A 14,730-nucleotide genomic window follows, 5' to 3' on the forward strand; every position below is an offset into this window, starting at 1 on the left:
TATGAATCAGTACCCCAACCCAAATCCTCAGCCTGAGGATGATGGCTCGGTGAATGAAGTCGCGAAACTGCGCCAAGAACAGCAAAAAGTGGATGCGATTCGGAAAAGGGTTTTATTTAGGCGCATCGAAAATAGCATTTACATTCTCGTTGGTTTACTAGAAGTGCTCTTAGTCTTGCGGTTTTTCCTGCGGCTATCCGGCGCCAATCCCGAAAATACCTTTGCTAAATTTATTTACGCTCTTTCGGGGCCTTTTGTTTCACCCTTCTCAACGCTGTTTATCAGCCCAGCAGAACGCACCGATGCGACCCTCGGCACGAATATTTTTGATGTCAATCTCCTCATTGCGATTGTGATCTATGCGCTGTTGGGCTTCCTCGCCAGTTGGATTGTTCGTTATATCTATCGGCAAGTGGCCCCGACGGATTTCTAGGGAATGGTGATTCCAGAAAAATTTTCATTGGGTGCCGGGCGAGAACCTTGTAAAATAGGGCGAATGTGCCTACTGTCCTGCCATTGGCTTAGCACAGTAGCGACAAAAAGCTTGTATTGAATCTATTTCTAGGCGATCGCCCCTGTATGACTTCTCCCGTTCGTTTTGCCCTGACAACTCCCCTCTATTACGTCAATGACGTGCCCCACATTGGCAGTGCCTACACAACGATGGTGGCCGATGCGATCGCCCGTTTCCATCGCCTTAAGGGGGATGACGTGCTCTTTATTACAGGCACCGACGAACATGGCCAAAAAATCCAGCGCACCGCCCAGGAAAAAGGCGTTGATCCCCAGGTACACTGCGACGAAATCATCGGTAGCTTCAAGGATCTCTGGCAGCACTACAACATCCAATACGACCGCTTTAGCCGCACCACCGCCCCTAACCACGCGAAAATTGTTGCTGAATTTTTCCAGCGGGTCTGGGACAACGGTGATATTTACCTCGCCCAACAGCAGGGTTGGTATTGCGTTGCCTGCGAAGAATTTAAAGAAGAAAAAGACCTGATCGAAGACCACCACTGCGCGATCCACACCAACAAGCAGGCCGAGTGGCGGGACGAAGAAAACTACTTTTTCCGTCTGTCTAAATATCAAGCCCAACTCGAAACCCTCTACCAGGAAAATCCCGACTTCATTCAGCCCGCCAGCCGTCGCAACGAAGTGATCAACTTTGTGAAACAGGGATTGCAGGATTTTTCAATTTCCCGCGTCAATCTCGACTGGGGTTTCCCGGTGCCCACCGACGAGAACCACACGATCTATGTTTGGTTTGATGCGCTGTTGGGTTATGTCACGGCCCTGTTAGAAGACGGGGAGGAAGTCAGCCTCGAAAATGCCCTGAAAAAATGGTGGCCGATTAACCTTCATTTAATTGGTAAAGATATTCTGCGCTTCCATGCGGTCTACTGGCCAGCGATGCTCATGTCGGCAAACCTGCCCCTGCCCGATAAAGTATTTGGCCACGGCTTTCTCACCAAAAATGGCCTCAAGATGGGTAAAAGCCTCGGCAATACCATCGACCCCATTGCCCTGGTCAATCAATATGGTGCCGATGCCCTGCGCTACTACTTCCTCAAAGAAGTAGAACTGGGTAAAGACGGTGATTTTAACGAAACTCGCTTTGTAAACGTGGTCAATGCTGACTTGGCCAATGACCTGGGGAATTTGCTGAACCGCACCCTAGGCATGCTGAAAAAATACTGCAAAAGCGAAATTCCGTCCCTAGATCTGGCTGCCATTCCCGCCGACCACCCCCTCAAAGCCCTAGGGGAAACCCTTGGCGATCGCACCTGTGCCGCCTACGACAATCTCAACTTTACTGCCGCCTGTCAGCAGGTATTAGCACTCATCCAAGCCAGCAACAAATACATCGATGACCGCGCCCCCTGGGCCTTATTTAAAGCGGGAGAACAAGCCCAAGTCGAAGAAATTCTCTTGACGATCCTAGAATCCGTACGTCTGGCGGCCTATTTACTCTCCCCGGTGATCCCCAATCTCAGCAATCAAATTTATCGTCAATTAGGTTTCCCCGGGGACTTCAATTGCCCTGAAGACCTTGTCAATCTGGCTCCCTTTGCCAGCCATAGCCGCTGGGGTCTGCCTTGGTCTGAACGAACCCTAACGAAAGCCCAGCCTATCTTTGCCCGCCTTGAAGTCCCTGAAGCCTCCGCCTAAGCGCAGCCCCAAAACCGAGGGAATGATAAAAGTTTTGACGAAGTTCCAGCTTTCTCAGTAAGCTTAGTTATTGGGTTTCCCTTTTTTACAATGGGGCATCTATTTTTTTATAAAAACTGTTTCATAAATATTTTCGTTTTAATAAAATCTCAAGAGGCATAATCACAATGCTGGATCACTTTGGTAGCGATCCGGTTTTCTCGCCTGAACAGGTACTTGAAAATCGAGGTCGTGTTGCGATCTTTATCGATGGTTCTAATCTATTCTATGCAGCGCTGCAATTAGGCATCGAAATCGACTACAGCAAACTTCTTTATCGTTTAACGGGCGGGTCACGGCTACTGCGGTCTTTTTTCTACACAGGGGTTGACCGGGCGAACGAAAAACAGCAAGGCTTTTTGTTGTGGATGCGCCGCAATGGTTATCGGGTCATCGCCAAGGATTTGGTGCAACTGCCGGATGGTTCGAAAAAAGCCAATTTGGACGTGGAAATTGCGGTGGATATGATGGCCCTCGTGGGCTCCTATGATACGGCGGTGCTCGTCAGTGGTGACGGGGATCTGGCCTATGCGGTGGATGCGGTCAGCTATCGGGGGGCACGGGTCGAGGTGGTTAGCCTGCGATCGATGACTAGCGATAGTTTGATTAATGTGGCAGACCGTTACATTGACCTAGAGCAAATCCAGACGGATATCCAAAAGCTCCATCGGGGCCAGTTTTCGGAACCGAGGCTGATGGAAGATCGTGGTGGTGGCACAATTGAGTTACCCAGTCATGAGTAAGTAAATGTGATGGTGCGTTTGTGTCGATGGAAATGGGGGCGATCGCCAAAAATATTCGCCTTAGCACTACTCCTGATGGGGAATCTTGGGGGAATAACGGCCTGTCGCAATAGCCCGCCAGCGACGGAAACAGAACCCCAAAGCCAAAATTCTGAAAATCGCCTCATCGTCGAAGATGCCCTCCTCGAACAATCCGATGCCGAGGGAAATATTCTCTGGAAAATCCAGGCAGAAGAAGCCATCTATAGCCAAGACCGCAAAGCTGCCACCCTCACCAAGCTCGTGGGGAACCTCTACCAAGATGGGGAAGTGATCCTCAGTCTCCAGGCGAACAAGGGTCAGGTGATTAACGATGGCGATCGCATTATCCTCGAATCAGGGGTTTTGGTCACGGATAATCGTCAGGGGGCCGTCTTTGAAACCGAGAAAGCCGAGTGGGAACCCGCCAATTTCATCCTCCAGATCACCACGGGTCTCCAAGCCAAATATCCCAACGGCACACTCAGCGCCAACCAGGGTAAATATTTTATCGATCGCCAGGATTTAGAACTCGCCGATACCGTCGAAGTTGTCATTGTGGAGCCCCCCTTGCAACTCCAAGGCAGCAGGCTCAATTGGCTCGTGGCTGAAGATAAAATTACCGCCGCCGAGGGCCTCACTGTCCAGCGTTACACCGCAGAAACGATCACCGATCGCCTCCGGGCAGATCAAGGTGAAGCCCAACTCAAAGCCCAGAAAATTATTGTCAGTGGCAATGTTTTGTTAAATAGCCTTGACCCAGAGATTCAGTTTGCCAGCGGAGCCGCCACCTGGGATATCCAAGCGGGGGTAATTACAGGTCAAGATTCTGTACAACTCACCCAAACCGCCGAACGAGTCCAATTTCGGGGCAACCAAGGACGCTACAATCTCAAGACCCAACAGGCACAATTGAGCGGTGCGGTCAGGGGAACGGGCGAAGATCCCCCCACCTCCCTCAAGGCCAACCAAGTGGATTGGAATCTCACCGCCGAGGAAGTGGTGGCCGTGGGCAATGTGGTTTATGAGCAGACCAACCCCCGGGTCAAACTCAATGGCGATCGCGCCGTGGGCAAATTCAAACAAAATCAATTGGTGGTGACAGGGTCAGCCCAAAAACAAGTCACCACAGAAGTCATCCCCTAAGTGATCAACAAGTTCAGCAAATCCTTAGGGAGCGACACAGCCCAGCAGCGAGGGGATACCAGTACAATGGTAAATCGCTAGGCACATCAGACAGTGCATTTATCTAGTTGTAGGCAATTCACCAAAAAGGATATTGAGATTAGACAAGGCCATGGGTAAAGTTGCAGTTGGGTTATCAGGGGGCGTAGACAGTTCCGTCACCGCAGGGATTCTCCATCGCCAGGGCTATACCGTCGAAGGGGTCACCCTCTGGCTGATGAAAGGCAAAGGTCAATGTTGCTCGGAGGGGATGGTCGATGCCGCTGATATTTGTGAGCAATTGGGCATTCCCCACCACATCGTGGATAGCCGTGATTTGTTTCAGAAATACATTGTCGATTATGTTGTGTCTGGCTATGAAGCGGGGGTGACACCTTTACCCTGTTCCCAATGCAATCGGATGGTGAAATTTGGGCCAATGTTGCAATGGGCCAAGGCAGAGCTGGGCATTGATCAGATTGCGACGGGCCACTATGCCAGAATTCGTTACAACGATCAAACCGGACGCTATGAACTGTTGCGGGCGGTGGATCGCCATAAGGATCAATCCTATTTTCTCTATGATCTCACCCAGGAAATGCTGGCGGGGACGCTGTTTCCTTTGGGGGAAATGACCAAGGGTGAAACCCGGCAAATTGCGGCGGAAATGCAGCTTTCGACGGCGAAAAAACCAGAAAGCCAAGACCTCTGCCTCATTGAAGCCCATGGTTCGATGAAAACCTTTTTAGATAAATACATCGAACAGCGGGAAGGGGAGATCGTCGATCTCGATGGGAAAGTACTGGGACACCATACGGGTATCCATCATTACACCATCGGCCAACGAAAGGGCTTGGGCATTGCCGCCCCGGAACCCCTCTATGTGGTGAAGCTGGATAATGTGATGAATCGGGTGGTGGTGAGTACCCGCGATCGCGCTGGTCGGTCTGAATGTACAGTGCAGCGCATGAATTGGTTGGCGCTCCCAGGCATTACAAGCCCCATCCGCACAGAGGTGCAGGTGCGTTATCGCAGTGGTGCGGTGCCTGTGACGGTAATTCCGCTAGAAGGCGATCGCCTCAAACTGGTTTTTGAGGAACCCCAATTTGGCATTACCCCTGGCCAAGCGGCCGTACTCTATGACGGTGATCGAGTGCTGGGGGGCGGCATTATCGAGCATCCCGAAGCGGCTTAGTTCTATTGGCCGGACATTTATGGACGGGGGGAAACCAGCCGTTGCCGTTGGGCCTGTTCAATGGCTTCAAACAATGCTTGGAAATTCCCTTCGCCAAAGCCCTGGGCCTGTTGTTTGCGTTCGATAAATTCCCAGAAAAATGTCGGCTCTTTAAAAATAGGCTGGGTAAAAATTTGCAGGAGCATTTCCTTGGGCGATCGCACCACATCCACAAGGATTTTTTCCTGTTGAATTTGGGGCCAATGGGGTAATGTTTCTAGGTGGGGATAACGATCACAGAGATTTTTGTAATAGGTGGCCGGAACGTTGAGAAATGCCACATTTGTCCGGCGAAAGTGCCCGATTTGCTCCGGTAAGTTTTTGTATTTCAGGGCGATATGTTGAATCCCGGCACCACGATTAAACTCGATAAATTCTTGGATTTGGGAACGTTGTGCCGTTTCCGGATTTTCACAGCAGTCTCCCGGTTGATTAATGGGTAGTTGAATTCCGCTGGGATGGGAAAGAACCTGGGAAGCGAGGCCAGAATAATTGGTTTTGATCGTAAAAGTTTGCTGACGGTTAAACCCAAATTTATCTTCGTACCATTGCACCGTTTCTTGGAGTTTTCCTACTGGTACATTGAGCACTAAATGATCGATTTGGGTATTCGTTTTAGGAACTGTATCTCGATAAATAAGGGTGTGTTGAAATCCGACATTATTGCGTAGTACAGTAACAGATTGATCAGTATTTTTTGGCTGAAAAAAAGCTTTTTGGTCAATATAAAAGGCAACATCCGCAACACCATAGGGATGATGGGTTAAATACTGGGCAACGGGATCGGCAGGGGCTTGGGGCGCCGAGAGCATCAGGGTTAACTCTGGACTATTAAGTTGAATGGTGTTTCGAGGTAAAAACGGAAATGTTGCTTGGGGAGCGGTGATGTTGAGTTGAAATTTTGTTTGAAACCAGGTCTGCCAATAATCCAGATCGTCTACATAGAAATGGACATAGGCGATCGCCAAATTTGGGGGGCTCTGGTTTGCCATGTGTCGGGAAAGATAAACAACAGCTCCTATTCAACTTAGCGTACTTTCTCAGGATTGACCGATGGCTTGGGTTATTGCTGGGAGCGTTCGAGAAAGTCTTGGTTGAGCTGGGCTGCTTTTTTGCCACAGAGGTAACTGGCGATCGTCAAGGGCAGCCAAATCACTGTCAGCAGCCGACCAAAGCGTTCCCCAGTGCGGCGAATGTCTGCCTCGGTGCCGAGGGCAATTTTTAACCGGCCCCCCAGGGGATCGACCAATTGTTGATCGCGCAGGGCGGCCACTACCGTGACTGTTTGGCCGTGGGGTAGGACGCGACGATCTAAATCCGTCGTAATGTAATCAAGTCTGCCCCAATCTGCGGCGGTGAGAGGGAAGGTTTGATCGGCGTAGGTAATGGCTTTGGGTTTACTTAAGCGGGCTGATTCTCCGGTGCGTTCGATCTTGGGGCGCTGGTCAGGCTCTGGTTGTGCCGCCGGGAGGGGAAATTGCTCCAGGGCGATCGCCAAGGGAATGCGGGTCTCCCCATCACTCAAAAAGACCTGCTCAACGGCGGCTTCCCAAGTAAACAGCACCTTTTGAATTGTGTCTTCGGCAGTGCTGGGGCCATTGCGGGCGACCAGTTCAATTTTGCCCTGAATGATCTGTAGGGCGGGATCATCGGGCAGCGTCGGCGGATTGTCCGCCACAAGGTAGCCTTCGAGCTTAATGAGATCGCGATTCGTCGTTGCTTCACTGGCGGCCTGTACCGAAAGCGACTCCACCTGGGCAAGTTCCTGGGATGTTTTGAGGGCTTGGCCCGTTAGCCCCATAAATAAAGAGATCACCGCTAAGCCACCACTGGCGATCGCCCCCAGCACGAGGAATTCAAATTTGGCATATTCATTTTCACTGACATTGCGCGGCGCGTCCTTCCACCAACTCCAGCGCATCCGTCGTTTTGGGCTCATGGCTTTTCGGGGCGGGTTACAACGAAAAATTCAGGGCGATCGCCTTTAAAATACATCTTAAAAACTAAGCTTCAAGGCATTGACGGGCACATCATCCCAAGAATCAACGGTGCGGATCTTTGCTTCCCAGCCGATGGTGGTTTGATCCGTGGCGAGTTTTTGTTTCCATTGCTCATGGCAATCCTTGGCGGCTTTTTCATTTTGACAAGCGATACAAGCTTGAAGAATGCCCGTCGGATCAATTTGTTCATTTACCCAAATGGTCATCGCAGCTACCTTAAAATGATGATTTCACCGCTCATTCTAGCAACCTCTTTTGAGGGCTCGATCAACTTGGTGATGGAGTGTTGCAAGATCCAAAGAATTATCAAGCACCACATCAGCCCGCTGGATTTTTTCGGCAAGGGGCATCTGGCTGGCGATCCGCGCTTGGGCCTGGGCAATGCTCAACTGGTTACGCTGCTGGAGCCTCGCCAACTGCTGCTCAAGGGTACAGGTAACCACCCAAATCTCCGTGACAAAATCCGTTAACTGCGCCTCAAACAGCAGTGGGATCGCGCAAATTACCGTGGCTTGTGTCTCCTGAATGGTTGCTAAGGCTTCACGGAAACGCTGGCGCACGTAGGGATGAATTTGCGCTTCGAGCCACTGTTTTTCGTCGGGATCGTTAAAAACAATGTCCCCCAAAGCTTGGCGATTGAGGGAACCATCGGCGTTTTGAATCCCTGCACCGTAGCGGGCAAAAATTTGCGTCAATATTGCTGAGGGCGGGGCGATCGCCTCACGGGCATAAATATCGGCATCCAGAATGGGGAGCTGGTAGCGTTGGGCTAGGTAGGTCGTTACCGTACTTTTTCCCGTCGCGATGCCCCCCGTCAGACCGATGATTCTTGGTTTTGTCACTTTATGGCACGACATGACGTTTCACCAACATTGGAATCCCGCAGTCATGCCAAAATTCAGGGCTTATCCCGCCGCTAGACATGCCGCCATGCCTAAATCTTTCGACGGTGAAATGTTCTCTATGATTGATGGAGTGACCTGTTGCTACTTCATATTCCTTTTCGATGATGCTTTTGAGTTGTTCGGGTGTGTCTGGCATATCAACATTATCCAGTCTTTCCTTCAACTCACGCCAAAGATATGGATCCCCTCGGAATCCCCATTGTCTGGGTTCGTCTTTGAATATTTCAGATATTTTCATTTTCTGTCAACATCACGGCCAAGTTAGTCTGCGTTTGTTTACCCAGTTTTCTAGGGCTGTCGCCAATTCTCAGTCTGTAGACCAGGGACTCGATCAAATTCTCTTTGGTTTGCTGTGATCATGAGGAGGTTATGTTGAAGCGCAGTAGCTGCAATCAAGACATCGTAAGCACCAATTGGCTGCCCTTGAGATTTAAGAACAGCACGAATATGAGACGCCTGCTCAGCTTCTACGGTGCTGAAAGGAAGAATTGTTACAGAAGACAAAAAGCTAGAGATCGTTGGTTCAATTTTCTGAGCACGTTGAGGATTGAGTGCCAACCCGTAGCGTAGCTCCATGACTGTCACTGCCGAAATAGCAATGTCAACAGGTGGGGTTTGTTTAAGTCTGACTTGAGTGCCAACTTCACCCTTGATGAAGTCACTGATGACGCAAGTATCCAGTAGATATCGCATCAAAACAGCTCCGACTCAGAGGGGGGAAGGAGTTCGTCACGATAGGACTCAAACTGGGGGAAATCAGGGATGCCGTCATAGGACAAGATAGACTCTGGCCACTGAGAAGTGGAAACAGATGGTGGTTGAATCATCTGACGTAAGGCTTGTAGGATGAAGGTTTGCAATGGAGCATTAGATTGCTCTGCTTGACGGATTAAGTCTTGTTCGAGATCTGGTGGTAGGTCGATCGTGATTTGCATGTATGATTTCCTTTCATTTACGCTTTGTTGTTGCGTTCTTTTACAACTTCATAGAGCCGACGCAATACTTCAATGGGAATTCCGACAGGAGGGCAAAGAATTTTCAGCCCCTCAATACCACCTGCAAGAAAAACTTGAATGAGATCAGGAGTAGATTCAACCTGTTCCAGGAACTTCTGGATAAAAGTTTGTTGTTGTTGCTCAGTAGTGATGGGATAATCTTGGGCAAGCTGATTCAATAAAGCTTTAATTTTTTTGGCAGACTCAGCAAGGTCTTGCTCAGAAATATTGATATTCTGCCTTGCGTGTTGGATGAATTTAATATTGCTATCTTTATTAGCAACATTAACACCAATAGTTGCTCCACGTTGGTCGAAATTGAAATTTGTCACGTTTGTTACTCCTTGGAATTGATTTAATTGTTGTTTATTTACAAACTGAAGAAACTCTTCCGGTGTCGGAGGTTGCCAGGTTTTACGACGCATGTTTACCTGAGCATCGATCAGAATTTTACCAAGCCAGGTGATATCTGGCAGTTCTTGGATAAGACGTTGAATTTCAGTACATGCTTCTAGAGTTCCTCGTTCTCTTAATTGTGTTAAGACTCTGCTTTTCAAGCTTACAATATTATCTCTAGTTGTTATAGAGTAACTTATTCCGTTGCTACGGTCAGGATCTTCCTCATAAGGATATTGATGCACTAGCCAAACATATAAATCAGCTAATTGTTTTTCATCTAGATTGAATTGAGGCCAAGTAACGATCAGCAACAGATTCAATGACTTGACGTCCGAAAGATATATTTTGCTGGATGTATTCCCAAATAAATGGCCAACTAGAAGAGTCTGAATTTTCAACTAGTACTCTAGCAGCAATTATAACTTTCTCACGCTCATTGTCAGTTGATGGTAGTGGCAAAGTAATCAAAGATTCAGAAAAAACTTTAGCTTTAGGTATCCTTTGTTTGAGAAGTTTTTCAAGCAGTTGCCCCATACATTTGGGTTTAAGTAATGGATGTTTAGCTTTTTCTAGCAAAAACTCCTTGAGCGGCTCATTCCAACACTTATCAAGACTATCAATCACAGATAGATAGCTATGTTTTTGGTTTTCATGATCGATCAGCGCTTCCAAAGTCTCGATAAATTCTTCAGGAGCTTTTGTATAAGCATTCTTAACTAGTTCCAAATATGAATCATTACGTTGACCACCAGGAGAAGCAATAATGATAGGCGCCCATCTTTGCCATATTTCAGGAGAAAGGCTTTCGAGGAAATCAAAGCTTTCCTTTAAAAGCAGTAAAAATACTCTACAATTTGCTAAAGTAAGCTCATTGAAAGTGCCCGTCCCGATCCAAGAATAATCTACATCATCATATTGCTGAACATACTTCTTTGCACCTTCAATAATTCTTCTTCGAGTAGCCTCCTCTGCCTCTTGCCATCCAGGAAACTTAGTCAAATCTAATTCAAACTCACTATCACAGTGTGTACCATCAGGCTTGAGAGCCAAATTCATATTAAGCTGCCGCCAAGCAGATAGATCTCCAGCTTCTAACTTCTCCAAACACTCAAGAACTTGATCTTTAGGGGGTGGCTCTAGCAAAGGAGGGTTCATTTGATTTTGTCTTATATAATTATTTCTCAGGGTGTTAGCCCAGGCTGAACTGATGTTAATAGCATCAATTGAATTTGATAAGATTACCTTCAAAATATCACTAGAAATAGTAGCCTCAAGAATTTCTATTATTTGCCCTACATCCTGATAATTAAAGCTTTGCTTAATCAGTTGTGCCCAAATTTTCTGAACCTCTTCGCAATTAGATTCTTGGAGTTTTTCAAGCATCCAAAAAATATCATCTGAAAGCAGAATATTTTCCCTTTCTCTTAAAAAACATATTAAGACGTCTGGTTCTTCCTCTGTTCTTGATAAATTCAAGACCGCTTGCTCAATTAAGGAACGCCGTTTGCTACTCTCTTGCAAAAGTGATATGGCAAATTTCTTTTGTCGCTCATTGTCATGAGAAATAATTCTCTGTTGATTTCTCCACTGGATTAAAGCTACTTGAGTGAATGTTTCTACCACTCCAGGAAACTCGAAATTTTCCCACGCTTTGAAGAGCATAGCATCCCCAAGTTCCTCAAACGGGTGCCAAAAATGTCGGTGACCTTGCTCTTTAAGCCAATCAAGAGCAGTGACCAAATCATTTGTCTGAAGTTTTGGAACCAACTCATAATTAAGAAACCATCGATATCCACCCATGTGATTTATATTCTTTGGTGGAGTCAGAGCTTGAAATAATTCCTCTGCTGTTAAATGATCTGACCAAATTGCTCTAAGTGCGTATCCTTTGAGTCGATAATTTTCATCTTCTGGCAAGGATTCAATTGCAAGTGGTTTTAACTTTAATCTTGTAGTTGCATCACCAACTATACAAATTGCATGGGCTGCACTCCCTCTCAAATGAATGGACTGTGATTGGTCAAGAGCAAGTTGCGCTAACTCATCCTGAAGCTCAGGGACTTTGCAAACCTCGGCAATATCAATCGCTAAATCTCGGACATCATCCTGCTTACTAGCATCACAAATATAAGGGCGTAATTGCTCAACTAATCCAGAATGCTTGAGCTTTGCATAGTGATGGTAGTTCTTTATACTTTTATCAAATAGTTTCCCTTCTTCATACTGTCTAAATAAGTTATTGACAATTAATGCTCTAATCTTTGCATCAGTCGGCACGTCACTTTGTAAAAGAACGTACGGATCAGTTGTGATGATCTCCTTAAAAACATCTGGTCTTATGCTGGCTAGCCATGCAGCCGTTTCATGAAGCTGAGGAATCAACTTCTGATCTGCCTCTTCAGTTGAAAAGATTAATTCTTTTATCTGTGGCAGAGGTATATTGTGCTGTGTCAAATACCAGGCAGCTAGAAATTCAGCATAGGTTTGATGTGCCCATCCCATCCGATTTGATCCACGAGATGAGAACAAACCTGTATCTAAAACTTCCCTAACTGCTTCTCTAGTAACCTCGAATTTCTTTCCATTTGCTTTTTCAAAACCGAAACATAATTTTTGAAGAAGAACATCTTCAGCAGGTATATCTCCCTGATCAATACCAATCCACACAGCAAAGCGGTTGGCAAAGATTGTAACAGCAGCAATTCGAGCCGCTACAATCAGTCGTTGATCACTATCGAAATTACCTGTGCGGTCTGAAGCATGACGACTTTCGTTCACTTCCTCACAGAGAACCTTACACCCCTCAAGATAGAGTTCATGAAGTCTCTGATTAGAAAGAAATTGACAGCTATGACGACGGTACGTATTCAGCAAAAATCTTAGCGTGATTGGTTTGATTGCCAGCGGTACAATATCCTTCTGATCAATCTCCCTTAGGAAATTATCAGAAGAGAAGCCTTCAGCTTTCGCGGCTTCACTAACATCTACACAGCGAAGTGGGGCTAGTTCATAAGATTCAAAGTTAGCTTCTGTCCAAAGCTCCTTCAGTCCTTCTTCCAGAATTTCTGAAAATACAAATGTTCGACAGGCCAGACGCAGATGAAGACGATTAATATGATTCCGATATTTTGGCTTTCTAAGCTCGTCAATTAGTGCTGTTGCAAGAGTTGGGATACTTAAGAGTCCTTCATCAAGACTATCCAGGAATAAATAGAGGTGATAATTCCCCCCTAACCAATCAGTAAAGGTTTCATCTTTGAACAGATCTTCTTTTAGATTGGTACAGGAGCGAAGGTTAAGTTCTAAGACTTGACTAGAATTGTTTTCTGTAAGGGCTTTGAGGTTTTCTAGTTCCTGAGACTTACCAATACCTGGTTCCCCTAACAAAACTAAGCATGGGATTTCGGCGATCGCTTCCAAACTAACCAAATCTGGATTATGCGCCCTGCCCCATTCCCCATCTGGATCGCATAAATAGCCACCATCAGCCAGATTTATAGTGCCTGACCGAGGGCACCAAAACCGTTTCCACTTATAGTCTTTTTTCGGCATACTCAGCAGCGGTGAGGACAGAACTCATTCTCAAGGATAACCTCCTCTGAAGGGTTTGATGCCCTTAACCCGCTGTCTAAAGCAGCAGTTCACTAAGTTGCCTAGAAGTGATGCCTCTCTGTAGCTTGAGGTATTTCAGGATTAAGCATTTTTTGTCAGTCAGAACGGCTCAATCGTAAACCTCAGCCAGAATGCCGTTCTCTTCCAACAGGTCATCCAAACAAAAAAACGATATAGTGATTGTTTTTCATTTTGGTGATTTTTGGCGATCGCCTTACGGACATAAACATCGGCATCAAAAATGGGGAGCTGGTAGCGTTGGGTCAAGTAAGTCGTTATCATACTTTTTTCCGTCGCAATGCCCCCCATCAAACCGATGATTCCTGGCTGCGTCACCGTGCGCGGATCAGCCTATAGTTTGGCATGACTGCCATCACAAAACGGCGCATCTTGGGTGTGTTTACAAAGACACAGCGTCACTTTTTTCTTTGCTTCTAGGGTGAACTTTTGGGGCTTGAATTCTGTACCCTTGTGACTGCCATCACAAAAGGGTTGATCCGCAGATTTACCGCAGGCACACCAGAAATAATCGCCGGCCTCAAGTTCAAGCGTCATGGGCTTTTTCGCCGCAATCGTTGGTTTAGCCATATTCATTTTTCCTCTATAAACTTTGGGCAACAAACTCAGCTGACCTAGGGCAAATCAAACAATAAAAATTCCGTCTCGGCCCCTTGACCTGCAAAAATCAGTTCTGTTTCGCCACTGATGCCAGCCCCATCGCCCGCTTCCATCGTAACGCCATTCACCGTGAGGCTTCCTTTGACAATCTGTAGCCAAGCCCGACGACTCTCTGCCAATGGATGGGTGACCGTAGTTCCAGAAGACAACAGCGCCGCATAAATCGAGGCATTCTGGTGAATTTTTACGGAGCGATCGCGCCCATCGGGAGAAGCAACAAGCCGTAACTGATTTTCTTTTTCTTCCGGGGCGAAGTAGGTTTGCTCGTAGCTGGGTTCTACATTCAGTTGATCAGGGGTAATCCAAATCTGCAGTAAATGCACAGGCTGTTCTGACGAAGGATTAAATTCGCTGTGCAAAATGCCAGTACCCGCGCTCATGCGTTGCACATCCCCAGGGCGAATAATCGAACCATTGCCAATGTTGTCTTTGTGGGCCAATTCCCCTTCGAGGACATAGGTGACGATTTCCATATCGCGGTGGCCGTGGGTGGCGAATCCTTTGCCTGGGGCGATGTAATCTTCATTGATCACCCGCAGGTTAGAAAAATTCATGTGGGCCGGATCGTAGTACTGGGAAAACGAAAAACTAAAGTAGCTCTCTAGCCAATCTAGTTTGCCACGACCCCTTTCAGCAGAGGGACGGAGTTGAATCATAAAAACCTCCGAGGCGTTTTTAGCGGGTTTAGGTGATTGCTTCTATTGTAGATTGCTGCCAAATAAAAGACAATAAGCTATTTTGTATACAGAATGTATCTTAAAAAGAAACAAT

General features: G+C 47.0%; 17 protein-coding genes. 5 read left to right on the forward strand and 12 right to left on the reverse strand.

The window, feature by feature from the left end; translation table 11 throughout:
• The first annotated feature begins 1 nt into the window (after nucleotide 1).
• The 5 genes from AWQ23_RS13465 to mnmA all read left to right on the forward strand — a co-directional run bounded on the left by AWQ23_RS13465 (nucleotide 2) and on the right by mnmA (nucleotide 5,331).
• Nucleotides 2-433, forward strand: coding sequence for a YggT family protein (locus tag AWQ23_RS13465; RefSeq protein ID WP_062436168.1), 432 nt, complete (start codon nucleotides 2-4; stop codon nucleotides 431-433).
• Nucleotides 434-579: 146 nt separating this feature from the next.
• The gene (gene metG, locus AWQ23_RS13470) at nucleotides 580-2,172 is read left to right on the forward strand and encodes a methionine--tRNA ligase (RefSeq protein WP_062436169.1); all 1,593 of its coding nucleotides are present in this window, start codon (nucleotides 580-582) and stop codon (nucleotides 2,170-2,172) included.
• Nucleotides 2,173-2,339: 167 nt separating this feature from the next.
• The gene (locus tag AWQ23_RS13475; protein WP_012308301.1) at nucleotides 2,340-2,954 is read left to right on the forward strand and encodes an NYN domain-containing protein; all 615 of its coding nucleotides are present in this window, start codon (nucleotides 2,340-2,342) and stop codon (nucleotides 2,952-2,954) included.
• A 9-nt stretch (nucleotides 2,955-2,963) separates the two neighbouring features.
• Complete coding sequence (lptC, locus tag AWQ23_RS13480) at nucleotides 2,964-4,118, forward strand: LPS export ABC transporter periplasmic protein LptC (RefSeq protein WP_232308914.1); 1,155 nt, start codon at nucleotides 2,964-2,966, stop codon at nucleotides 4,116-4,118.
• Between the two features lie 151 nt (nucleotides 4,119-4,269).
• Entirely contained in the window at nucleotides 4,270-5,331 is a 1,062-nt protein-coding gene (gene mnmA / locus AWQ23_RS13485) for a tRNA 2-thiouridine(34) synthase MnmA (RefSeq protein WP_062436173.1), read from the forward strand.
• Between the two features lie 17 nt (nucleotides 5,332-5,348).
• Here the strand turns inward: mnmA and AWQ23_RS13490 are convergent, their stop codons facing one another.
• From AWQ23_RS13490 to AWQ23_RS13545, 12 genes are all read right to left on the reverse strand, one after another.
• Nucleotides 5,349-6,362: a VOC family protein gene (locus AWQ23_RS13490; RefSeq protein WP_062436175.1), complete on the reverse strand. Its 1,014-nt coding sequence runs from the start codon at nucleotides 6,360-6,362 to the stop codon at nucleotides 5,349-5,351.
• 71 nt (nucleotides 6,363-6,433) lie between these two features.
• Nucleotides 6,434-7,309, reverse strand: coding sequence for a hypothetical protein (locus AWQ23_RS13495; protein ID WP_157072237.1), 876 nt, complete (start codon nucleotides 7,307-7,309; stop codon nucleotides 6,434-6,436).
• 57 nt (nucleotides 7,310-7,366) lie between these two features.
• A complete protein-coding gene (locus tag AWQ23_RS13500) occupies nucleotides 7,367-7,576 on the reverse strand; it encodes a hypothetical protein (protein ID WP_062436179.1) in 210 nt (69 codons plus the stop codon).
• 36 nt (nucleotides 7,577-7,612) lie between these two features.
• Entirely contained in the window at nucleotides 7,613-8,227 is a 615-nt protein-coding gene (gene coaE, locus AWQ23_RS13505; RefSeq protein ID WP_062436181.1) for a dephospho-CoA kinase, read from the reverse strand.
• Complete coding sequence (locus AWQ23_RS13510) at nucleotides 8,214-8,513, reverse strand: hypothetical protein (RefSeq protein ID WP_062436183.1); 300 nt, start codon at nucleotides 8,511-8,513, stop codon at nucleotides 8,214-8,216. Before AWQ23_RS13510 ends, coaE begins: the two co-directional genes overlap by 14 nt.
• A 50-nt stretch (nucleotides 8,514-8,563) precedes the next feature.
• The gene (locus tag AWQ23_RS13515) at nucleotides 8,564-8,968 is read right to left on the reverse strand and encodes a type II toxin-antitoxin system VapC family toxin (protein WP_062436185.1); all 405 of its coding nucleotides are present in this window, start codon (nucleotides 8,966-8,968) and stop codon (nucleotides 8,564-8,566) included.
• The gene (locus tag AWQ23_RS13520; protein ID WP_062436187.1) at nucleotides 8,968-9,210 is read right to left on the reverse strand and encodes a hypothetical protein; all 243 of its coding nucleotides are present in this window, start codon (nucleotides 9,208-9,210) and stop codon (nucleotides 8,968-8,970) included. The genes AWQ23_RS13515 and AWQ23_RS13520 overlap by 1 nt, the downstream gene beginning before the upstream one ends.
• Before the next feature lie 17 nt (nucleotides 9,211-9,227).
• Nucleotides 9,228-9,989 carry a hypothetical protein gene (locus AWQ23_RS15875; RefSeq protein WP_198158666.1) on the reverse strand — a complete coding sequence of 254 codons (762 nt, stop codon included), beginning with the start codon at nucleotides 9,987-9,989 and terminating at the stop codon, nucleotides 9,228-9,230.
• Entirely contained in the window at nucleotides 9,943-13,221 is a 3,279-nt protein-coding gene (locus AWQ23_RS13530; protein ID WP_062436191.1) for an NACHT domain-containing NTPase, read from the reverse strand. Before AWQ23_RS13530 ends, AWQ23_RS15875 begins: the two co-directional genes overlap by 47 nt.
• A 159-nt stretch (nucleotides 13,222-13,380) precedes the next feature.
• Nucleotides 13,381-13,617 (reverse strand): dephospho-CoA kinase, encoded by a 237-nt coding sequence (locus AWQ23_RS16510; RefSeq protein WP_315862667.1) that lies wholly within the window; start codon nucleotides 13,615-13,617, stop codon nucleotides 13,381-13,383.
• Between the two features lie 15 nt (nucleotides 13,618-13,632).
• Nucleotides 13,633-13,869, reverse strand: coding sequence for a CDGSH iron-sulfur domain-containing protein (locus AWQ23_RS13540; RefSeq protein ID WP_062436195.1), 237 nt, complete (start codon nucleotides 13,867-13,869; stop codon nucleotides 13,633-13,635).
• 44 nt (nucleotides 13,870-13,913) lie between these two features.
• Entirely contained in the window at nucleotides 13,914-14,615 is a 702-nt protein-coding gene (locus AWQ23_RS13545; protein WP_062436196.1) for a pirin family protein, read from the reverse strand.
• Between the last annotated feature and the right edge of the window lie 115 nt (nucleotides 14,616-14,730).

The organism is Picosynechococcus sp. PCC 73109, from assembly GCF_001521855.1.
GTDB lineage: Bacteria > Cyanobacteriota > Cyanobacteriia > Cyanobacteriales > MRBY01 > MRBY01.